This window comes from Umezawaea sp. (genome assembly GCF_036375055.1).
Classification (GTDB): Bacteria; Actinomycetota; Actinomycetes; order Mycobacteriales; family Pseudonocardiaceae; genus Umezawaea.
In genome coordinates, this window is record NZ_DASUSQ010000158.1 from 1 (window position 1) to 9,451 (window position 9,451).

Annotated in this window: 7 protein-coding genes and 1 pseudogene; 2 read left to right on the forward strand and 6 right to left on the reverse strand. The window is 70.5% G+C overall.

Going from position 1 to position 9,451, the window contains the following annotated elements:
* Positions 1-32: 32 nt before the first annotated feature.
* Genes VFZ92_RS38000 through VFZ92_RS38015 form a run of 4 tightly spaced genes read right to left on the reverse strand, consistent with a single transcriptional unit; the run spans position 33 to position 5,964 of the window.
* Positions 33-1,658 (reverse strand): extracellular solute-binding protein, encoded by a 1,626-nt coding sequence (locus VFZ92_RS38000; RefSeq protein WP_330882143.1) that lies wholly within the window; start codon positions 1,656-1,658, stop codon positions 33-35.
* Between the two features lie 48 nt (positions 1,659-1,706).
* Complete coding sequence (locus VFZ92_RS38005; RefSeq protein ID WP_330882145.1) at positions 1,707-2,642, reverse strand: carbohydrate ABC transporter permease; 936 nt, start codon at positions 2,640-2,642, stop codon at positions 1,707-1,709.
* A complete protein-coding gene (locus VFZ92_RS38010) occupies positions 2,639-3,613 on the reverse strand; it encodes an ABC transporter permease (RefSeq protein ID WP_330882146.1) in 975 nt (324 codons plus the stop codon). Before VFZ92_RS38010 ends, VFZ92_RS38005 begins: the two co-directional genes overlap by 4 nt.
* The gene (locus VFZ92_RS38015) at positions 3,610-5,964 is read right to left on the reverse strand and encodes a glycoside hydrolase family 3 N-terminal domain-containing protein (protein ID WP_330882148.1); all 2,355 of its coding nucleotides are present in this window, start codon (positions 5,962-5,964) and stop codon (positions 3,610-3,612) included. Before VFZ92_RS38015 ends, VFZ92_RS38010 begins: the two co-directional genes overlap by 4 nt.
* Positions 5,965-6,254: 290 nt before the next feature.
* On the opposite strand from VFZ92_RS38015, the gene VFZ92_RS38020 reads away from it, so the two are divergent.
* Positions 6,255-7,307 carry a LacI family DNA-binding transcriptional regulator gene (locus tag VFZ92_RS38020; protein WP_330882150.1) on the forward strand — a complete coding sequence of 351 codons (1,053 nt, stop codon included), beginning with the start codon at positions 6,255-6,257 and terminating at the stop codon, positions 7,305-7,307.
* 10 nt (positions 7,308-7,317) lie between these two features.
* Positions 7,318-8,298 (forward strand): acetylxylan esterase, encoded by a 981-nt coding sequence (locus VFZ92_RS38025; RefSeq protein WP_330882152.1) that lies wholly within the window; start codon positions 7,318-7,320, stop codon positions 8,296-8,298.
* 10 nt (positions 8,299-8,308) lie between these two features.
* Here the strand turns inward: VFZ92_RS38025 and VFZ92_RS38030 are convergent, their stop codons facing one another.
* Positions 8,309-8,824: a hypothetical protein gene (locus tag VFZ92_RS38030; RefSeq protein ID WP_330882153.1), complete on the reverse strand. Its 516-nt coding sequence runs from the start codon at positions 8,822-8,824 to the stop codon at positions 8,309-8,311.
* Between the two features lie 11 nt (positions 8,825-8,835).
* Positions 8,836-9,451, reverse strand: a pseudogene (locus tag VFZ92_RS38035) (glycogen debranching enzyme); the annotation flags it as partial.

Below are 9,451 nucleotides of genomic sequence, written 5' to 3' on the forward strand. Positions count from 1 at the left end.
GGCCGGTCGCCGGAGCGACCGGCCCGCGGGGGTCAGCCGTTCTTCTGCTTGTACCGCTCGTGCGCGCCGTTGACGAGCCGCACGTACTGGCCCATCCCCTTGGCGTCCAGCTCCTGCACGTAGGCGTCCCACGTGGACAGGTCCCGGTCGCCGAGGATGAACTGGAGCGTGGCCTGCGAGGTGAGGTCCTTGAGCGGGGTCTCCCAGAGGGTGGCCTGCTCGCGCTCCTCGTCGCTGAGGGGGGCGGGGGGCGCGAGCGGCCGGTTCTTCTTCCCGGCCACGGCCTTCTGGAAGACCAGCTCCTCCTCGGTGAACATCGACCGGAGGAGCTCGGTGCTGCCGCCGTAGGAGAAGACGCCGCCCTGGAAGCCGAAGTCCCTCTGGAGCTTCTTCGGCGCGTCCGGGTTCATGCCGCCGAACCCGATGTCCGGCTTGAGCGCGCGCTTGCCCGACGCGTCCTTGTCGTACGTGGTGCCGAGCACGCCCCACTTGACGAACTCGGCGCCCTCGTCGGAGTACCACAGCCAGTCGATGAACTGCATCATCGAGACGAACCTGTCGCTCTCGACGGCCTTCGCGGAGATCATCAGACCGTTCTCCAGGCGGGTGATGCGCAGGACGTCGCCCTTGGGCCCGGCGGGGATCGGGATCTTCGCGACGGTCGCGCCGGGGATGTTCTTGATCGCCGGGCGGTAGTCGTTGACGATGGTCTGCGCGTTGCCGCTGATCGCGAAGGACTTGCCGGTGGCGAACTTCTGGATCGCGGGCTCGTCCTTCTGCGTGAAGCTCTCGGGGTCCATCAGCCCCTCGGCGACGAGCTTGTGGAAGAACTCGACCAGGCCCTTGTACTCGGCGGTCGCGCCGGTGTACTCGAACTTGCCCGTGCTCTCGTTCCACTGCGTCTGCTCGTAGCCCCAGCCCGCCGTGGTGCCGAACGACTGCGAGGCCACGTTGAGGATGTTCTTGCCCTCGAACCGGTCAGACAGCGGGTAGCTGTCCGGGTGCGCGGCCTTGATCGCCTTGAGGACGGTGTGGACCTCGTCCCACGTCTTCGGCGTGGCCAGGCCGAGCCTGGTCAGCTCATCGGTGCGGAACGTGAGGGTGTAGTCCGGCCACGGCGCCTCGTGCACGCCGGGCAGCAGGTAGAACTTGCCGTCGTCCTGGCGCAGCGTGTCGAACTCGGGTTGCAGCTTCCACTTCTCGATCTTGGCCTTCAGGTTCGGCATCAGGTCGAGGTAGTCGCTCACCGCGAGGATCGCGCCCGAGGCGACGAAGGCGTCCTCCTGGTTGGGGTAGGTCTTGGCGATGATCTCCGGCGCGTCCCCCGCGCCGACGACCAGGCTCCGCTTCTGCTCGTAGTCGCTCGACGGCACGATCGTCGGCGTGACCTTCACGTTGGTGCGCTTGGTGATCTCCGACCACAGCAGCCAGTCGTCCTTCACCGGGTAGTTGGGGTGGTCGCTGTAGAGCACCCGGAACTCGACCGGCTCGGTCGCCCTGAACTGGTCGCCCTCCTTGTAGTCGGTCATCGACGCGACCCGCTTGCCGTCGAGGTCGACACCGCCGGACGCCCCCTCGCCCTCGCTGCACGCCGCCAGGCCCACCACGAGACCGGCGGCCGCCAACGCCGTCGTTAAGCGGTTCCACTTCGTTCGCATCTGGCTCTCCTCAGGGTGTGACACCGTCGTCGACGTGCGGAGCGCGAGCTACTGCTTGACCGCGCCGAGCATCACGCCCGACACGAAGTACCGTTGGATGAAGGGGTAGATCGCGAGGACCGGCAGCACGGTGAGCACCATGGTCACCGCCTTGATGTTGGAGTTGACCTGCGCGACGTCACCCTGGTCGCTGCCCATGGACGCCGCCGTCGTGGCGCCCGCGACCATGTTGCGCAGGTAGACCGTGACCGGGAACAGGTCCGCGCGGTCGAAGTACAGGAACGCCGAGAACCACGAGTTCCAGTTCGCCACCGCGTAGAACAGGACCATCGTCGCGATCACGGCCTTCGACAGCGGCAGCACGATCCGGAACAGCACCCCGTAGGTGTTGAGGCCGTCGACCGTCGCCGCCTCCTCCAGCTCCTTCGGCATCGCCTCGAAGAACGCCTTCATCACCAGCAGGTTGAACACGCTGATCGCGTTGGGCAGCACGACCGCCCAGATCGTGTTCTTCATGCCCAGCTCGGAGATCAGCACGTAGTTCGGGATCAGTCCGCCGTTGAAGAACATCGTGAACACCGCGATGCCGACGAGCGTGCCGCGCCCCTTCAGGTGGTGCTTGGACAGCACGTACGCGTAGGTCGTCGTCAGCACCAGCGAGATCAGCGTGGCGGTCACCGTGTAGACGACGGTGTTGAGGTAGCTGTTCCAGAAGGCCGAGTCGGAGATGATGACCTCGTAGGTCTTCACGTTGAAGCCCTGCGGCAGCAGGTTCACCCCGCCCGTGCGGATGGCCTGCTCGTCGCTGAACGACTGCGCCACGATGTTGACGAACGGGTAGAGCGTGAGCGCGACGACCACGAGCAGGACGGCGACGTTGACCACGCGGAAGACCCGGTAGCCCCGCGTGTCGCCGACGCGCGTGGGTCGCACGACCGCGGGCTTGGTCACCCGCTCGGCGAGTTCGGTGGGCGGGGTGATCACCACAGGCTCGTCCCCACTGTGCGGCGCGAGATCGCGTTGGCGGACAGGACCAGCGTCAGGCCGATGATCGACTCGAACAGGCCGATCGCCGCGGCGTAGCTGAAGTTGTTCGACACCAGGCCGACCCGGTACAGGTAGGTGGAGATCACGTCGGCCGTCGGGTAGGTCAGCGGGTTGTACAGCAGCAGGATCTTCTCGAAGCCCACCGCCATGAACGTGCCGATGTTGAGGATCAGCAGCGTCACCATCGTCGGCCGGATGCCCGGCAGCGTGATGTGCCACGTCTGCCTCCACCGGTTGGCGCCGTCGATCCGGGCTGCCTCGTAGAGCTGGTCGTCGATGGTCGTCAGCGCGGCGAGGTAGAGGATCGTGCCCCACCCGACGGTCTGCCAGACCTCGGAGGAGACGTAGATCGTGCGGAACCAGTCCGCGTCCTGCGTGAAGGCGATGGGCTCACCGCCGAACGCCCCGATGACCTGGTTGACCGTGCCCTCGACGGAGGTCAGCTGGAGCACCATCCCGGCGACGATCACCAGCGACAGGAAGTGCGGCAGGTACGACACGGTCTGCACGAACTGCTTGAACAGGCGGGAGCGGACCTCGTTGAGCAGCAGGGCCAGCACGACCGGCAGCGGGAAGCAGAACAGCAGCGTCAGCGCGCCCAGGATGAACGTGTTGCCGAACACCTGCCAGAACGTGGGGTCGCTCAGGAAGATCTTGACGTACCGCAGGCCGACCCACGTCTCGCCGAAGAGGTCACCGCCGGGCACGAACCGGCGGAACGCGATCACGTTGCCGACCATGGGTAAGTAGCGGAAGACCAGGAAGAACAGCAGCGGCAGCAGGGCGAGCGAGTAGAGCTGCCAGTCCCTCCGCAGAGCCTTGCGCCACGTGCGCCGGACCCGCTCGGGCGTCCTGCGCGCGGTGGTCCCCTCAGGCTGGACCTCCGGTCCCCTCGTGTCGACGATCATGCGACCACGACCTCCCGCCCGGCCGGGGTCACGGTCACCGCGGTGGTCCGGTCGCGGGTGTGGTCGACCTCGCGCAGCGGGCCGGTGAGCACCAGGTCCACCTCGCCGTGCACGTCGGCGCTGGAGCGGCACACCAGCAGCCGCACCGCGCCGGGCTCGACGACGCGCCGCCCGTCGCGGCCGGTGAACGACGTGACGTCGGCGGGGACGCGGAACACGACCCGCGCTCCGTCGCCCGCCGCCAGCGGAACCCTGGCGTAGCCGACGAGCCGCACGACCGGCCTGGTCACCTGGGCGACGGGGTCGTGCAGGTAGAGCTGCACGACGTCGGCGCCCGCGCGGTCGCCGGGGTTGCGCACCTCCAGCTCCACCTCGACGTGGCCGTCCACGGCCCACGTGGAGCCGGACGCCCGCGGCGGCGACCAGGTGAACGTGCCGTACCCGAGCCCGTGGCCGAAGGGGAACGCGGGCGTCGGGTCGACCGTGGACACCTCGGAGCGCAGTCCGAGCGACGCGGACAGGTAGGTGCCCGGCTGCCCGGAGGCGTCGGCCGGGATGCTCACCGGCAGCCTCCCCGACGGCGACACGGCGCCGGTCAGCACGTCCGCGACGGCCCGGCCGCCGAGCTGGCCGGGGAAGAACGTCTGCACGACCGCGGCGACCTCGTCCGCGAGGTCGCCGATCGCGTACGGCCTGCCGGTGATCAGCAGCAGCACCACCGGGGTCCCGGTCGCCGCGACGGCGCGCACGAGGTCGGCCTGCGCGCCGGGCAGCACGAGTTCCGTCACGTCGCAGCCCTCGCCGGACGTGCCGCCGCCGAACAGCCCGGCCAGGTCGCCGACGGCCACGACGCAGACGTCCGCCTCCCGCGCCACCGCGACGGCCTCGGTGAAGTCGGCCTCGTCGGACCGGACCTCGCAGCCGCGGGCGTGGGCGACCGGGCCGAGCGCGTCACGCAGCGCCGACAGCACGGTCGGGACCTCCAGCCCCAGCGCGGTGCCGGGGTGGCGCACGCCGATGTGCGCGGGGAACGAGTAGCAGCCGAGCAGCGCCATCGGGTCGTCGGCCAGCGGCCCGACGACCGCCACCGCCGCCCCCGCCCGCAGCGGCAGCACGTGGTCGTCGTTCGCCAGCAGCACGACGGATTCCCGCGCCAGCCGCAGCGCGACGTCGCGGGACCGCGGCGTGTCCAGCTCCACCCCGTCGACGTCCTCCGGCAGGGGTGTCCAGTCCGGGTCCAGCAGGCCCAGCTCGACCTTCTGCGCGAGCACGCGCCGCAGCGCGCGGTCCACCACCGCCTCGTCGACGTCACCGCGGTCGACGGCCAGGCGCAGCGGTTCGCCGAAGCACCGCACCGTGGGCAGTTCGACGTCGATGCCCGCGGTCAGCGCGAGCACGGCGGCCTCACCCTCGTCGGCCGCGACGCCGTGCAGCGTTTCGAGGAACTTGACGGCGAAGTAGTCCGACACCACGGTCCCGGTGAACCCCCAGGTGTCGCGCAGGAGCCCGGTGAGCAGGTCTCCGTCGGCGGCGACGGGCATCCCGTCGACCTCGCTGTAGGAGTTCATGACCGACCGCGCGCGGCCGTCGCGCACGGCCATCTCGAACGGCGGCAGCACGACGTCCGCGAGTTCCCGCGCGCCGATCGCCACCGGCGCGAGGTTGCGGCCCGCGCGCGACGCCGAGTACCCGGCGAAGTGCTTGAGCGTGGCGACGATCCCGGCGTCCTCCAGGCCGCGGACGTACGCCGTGCCCACGGTTCCGACGAGGTACGGGTCCTCGCCGATGGTCTCCTCGGTGCGGCCCCAGCGGTAGTCGCGCGTGACGTCCAGGACCGGCGCCAACCCCTGGTGCACCCCCACCGCGCGCATGGACCCGCCGACCAGCCGCGCCATCTCCGCGACCAGGTCGGGGTCGAAGGAGGCGCCCCAGGACAGCGGGGCCGGGTAGGTGGTGGCCCGCCAGGCGGCGAACCCGGTCAGGCACTCCTCGTGCACCAGCGCGGGGATGCCGAACCGGCCCGCCGCCACGACCTGCGCCTGCGAGAGGGCCAGCGACCGCGCGCCCGCCGAGGGCGCCACCGGCCGGGTGCCGAACGGACGGGTGAGCTGGCCGAGGCCGGAGGCGATGACGTCCTGCCACACCACGGGGTCGCCGGTCAGGTCCGACTGGTGCGGGGCGACCTCCCCGCCCTCGGGATCGGCGCCGACCCAGACCCCGACGAGCTGGGCGAGCTTCTCCCTCGGGGTCATCGCGGCGACGAGCGCGTCCACCCGCTCCTGGGCCGGACGGCGAACGTCCCGCCACACGGGTGTCTCGCCGTCGGCGCCCCCGGTCGTCCTGTCCGCCATCGACCAGGCACCTCCCGATCACGTCGTCGTGACAACCCGAAAGTATCGAGGGCATCCCCGATACTTCGGTCCGGTGAAGTGACCGTAGGGGCCTGAACCGAGACCGTCAACAGGCGACCTGGATTTCTCAGAGGAGACTTCCGCAGGTCATCACCCCTGCTCTGTTCATATATGTGACCAGCTACGCCAGAAAGATCACTGGCATCGGACCTCTTTTACCTTTACGCTCCAGCACCGAAACTTTAGGACTACTTCGAGGTGCCGTTATCGACGCAGGACAAGGGGTCAGCATGAGCACGCCGCTCGGAACAGGTGCCGACCCGTCGGACGCGGCCAGCCCGCAGCCCGCGTCCATCGCCTCCATCGCCGCCGAGGCGGGCGTGTCGATCCCCACCGTCTCCAAGGTCCTCAACGGCCGACCGGACGTCGCCGCCGAGACCAGGGCGCGCGTCGAGAGCGTCATCGAGCAGCGGCGCTACCGCCGCCGCCGGGCGCGCGAGTCGTCGCGGCCCGCCCTCATCGACCTGGTGTTCCACGAGATGCACTCGGCGTGGGCCACGGAGATCATCCGCGGCGTGGAGCAGGCCGCGGCGACCGAGCGCGCCGCCGTCGTGCTGTCCGAGCTCGGCGGCGAGCACCGCCCGCGCCGCGAGTGGTTCGACGACCTGCTCACCCGGCGACCGCTCGGCGTCATCCTCGTCCTGGCGGGCCTGGACGAGGAGCAGCGCAACCAGCTCACCACCCGCAACATCCCGTTCGTCGTGCTGGACACGGCGGGTGAGCCGCAGCCGGGCGTCCCCACCGTCGGCTCGGCCAACTGGTCCGGCGGACTGGCGGCCACCCGTCACCTGATCTCGTTGGGGCACAGCAGGATCGCGGTCATCTCCGGCCCCACGACGATGATGTGCAGCAGGGCGAGGGTCGACGGCTACCGCAGCGCGCTGGACGAGGCGAACCTCCCCACCGACCCGGACCTGGTGCGCCACGGCGACTTCTACGTCCACGGCGGCTACGACCACGGCCTGGCGCTGCTGAGCCGCCCCGACCGCCCCACGGCCATCTTCGCGGGTTCGGACTTCCAGGCCCTGGGCGTGATGCGGGCGGCCCGCGAACTCGGCCTGTCCATCCCCGGCGACCTGTCCATCGTCGGCTACGACGACCTGGACGTGACCGAGTGGATCGGCCCGCCCCTCACGACGGTGCGCCAGCCGTTGCGGGACATGGCGACCACCGCCGCCGAGATGGTCTTCACCCTCGCCAGGGGTGAACGCCCGCGCAACGAGCGGATCGACCTGGCCACCGAGCTGATCGTCCGCGAGAGCACGTCCCGACCACCCTCCTAGAAGGACGGACATGGCCCTCTTCGACCTGCCGCTGACCGAGTTGGAGAACTACCGGCCGACGGTGCGCAAGCCGTCGGACCACCTCCACTTCTGGACCACGACCCTCGCCGAGGCCGCCGAGCACGACCCCCTGGTCGGCGTGGTACCGGTGGCCACCGGCCTGTCCCTCGTCACCACCTGGGACGTCACCTTCACCGGCTTCGCGGGCCACCACGTCCGCGCCTGGTACACCCGGCCCGCGGGCACCGAGGGCAGGCGGCTCCCCGTGGTGGTCGAGTACGTCGGCTACGGCCGGGGGCGGGGCCTGCCCGTGGAACGACTGCTCTGGCCCGCCGCCGGTTGTGCACACCTGCTCGTCGACGCCAGGGGCCAGGGCGGCCAGTACGGCAGCGGCGGCGACACACCGGACCCGATCGGCTCGGCCCCGGCCGCTCCGGGCTTCCTCACCCGCGGCATCACCAACCCGAGCACCGCCTACCTGCGCCGCCTGATCACCGACGCCGCCCGCGCCGTGGACGCCGCCGCCGCCCTGCCCGACGTGGACGACACCCGCATCGCCGTGGTGGGCAACAGCCAGGGCGGCGGACTGGCCATCGCGGCGGCGGCCCTCAACCAGCGGACCGCCGCCCTGCTGGCCAGCTCCCCGCTGCTGTGCCACGTGGAGCGCGCCATCACGATCACCGACGCCCACCCCTACGCCGAGATCGTGCAGTACCTGGCCGTGCACCGGGATTCGGCCGACCGGGTCCTGGATTCCCTGTCCTACTTCGACGCGGTCAACTTCGCGGCCCGCACGACCGTCCCGGCCCTGTTCGCCACGGGCCTGCGCGACACCATCTGCCCGCCGTCCGGCGTCTTCGCCGCGTTCAACGCGCTGGGCAACGAGGACAGGGACATCGACGTGTACCCGTTCAACCACCACGAGGGCGGCGAGGCCCACCACCAGACCCACCAGCTCGCCTGGCTCCGCGACCGGTTCGGCACCCCCTGACCGGAACCCGTCACCGGGCACCCGGCCGATCCGCGGCGGTGAGGGCGAGGACCGCCGCCGACCTCTCGGCGTCCAGGAACCGCAGCCCCATGAAGTTGTCGCCCCCGGTGAACCCCGGCAGCGCCCAGATCGCCTCGTAGGGCACCAGCGCGGGCCAGTACCCGCGCAGGCTGTAGACGTTGTCCCAGACGCACTTGCCGGGATCGGGGTTCCACAGGCGCCGCGCGAACGCGGGGTCGCGGAACCGGTACCCGACCTCACCGATCGCCCGCACGTGCTTGCGACCGGTGAGCAGCACGACGTCACCGGCCACCACGGTGTCCATCCGCCTGTCGTGCTTGGCCGTGGCGCCCCAGAACCGCGCGCGGCCCTCCGGGTGCGCGGCCACCAGCCCGGCGAGGTCCGCCGGGTCCAGCAGGTCCGCGTAGGGGGCGTCCGCGAACGGCACGCCCCGGTCCAGGCTCACCGTCCCGTACCGGCGTGCCTCGGGGGTCCCGTAGGACGGCTGGATGAAGACCTGCGCCACGGCCGTCCCCCTCACTCGACGCGTTGCAGCACCACGAGCGACCTGGACGGCAGCGTGACGCGTCCCGACGCGGGGAACGACTCCCCCTCACCGCCCACCTGGCCGGTGGCGGTGTCGACGACGACCCTCCACATCGGACCGTAGCTCTCCTCGGGCAGCGTCACCTCGATGTCCTCGTGGTGGGCGTTGAACGCCAGCAGGAACGAGTCGTCCACCACCCGCACACCCCGCTGGTCCAGGTCCGGGATGCCCTCGCCGTTGAGGAACGCCACGACGCAGCGGCCGAAGTCGTCGCCCCAGTTGTGCTCGGTCATCTCCTCGCCCTCGGGCGTGAACCACGCGATGTCCCGCAGGTCGTCACCACTGCGGATCGGCTTGCCCGCGAAGAACCTCCGCCTGCGCAGCACCGGGTGCTGCTTGCGGAAGGCCGTCAACGCCGCCGTGAACTCGACCAGGTCCTTGTTCTGGTCCGCGAGGCTCCAGTCGACCCAGGAGATCTCCGTGTCCTGGCAGTAGGCGTTGTTGTTGCCGTGCTGCGTGCGGCCGAACTCGTCACCGTGCAGCAGCATCGGCACACCCTGCGACAACAGCGTCGTCGCCAGCAGGTTCCGCCGCTGGCGCGCCCTC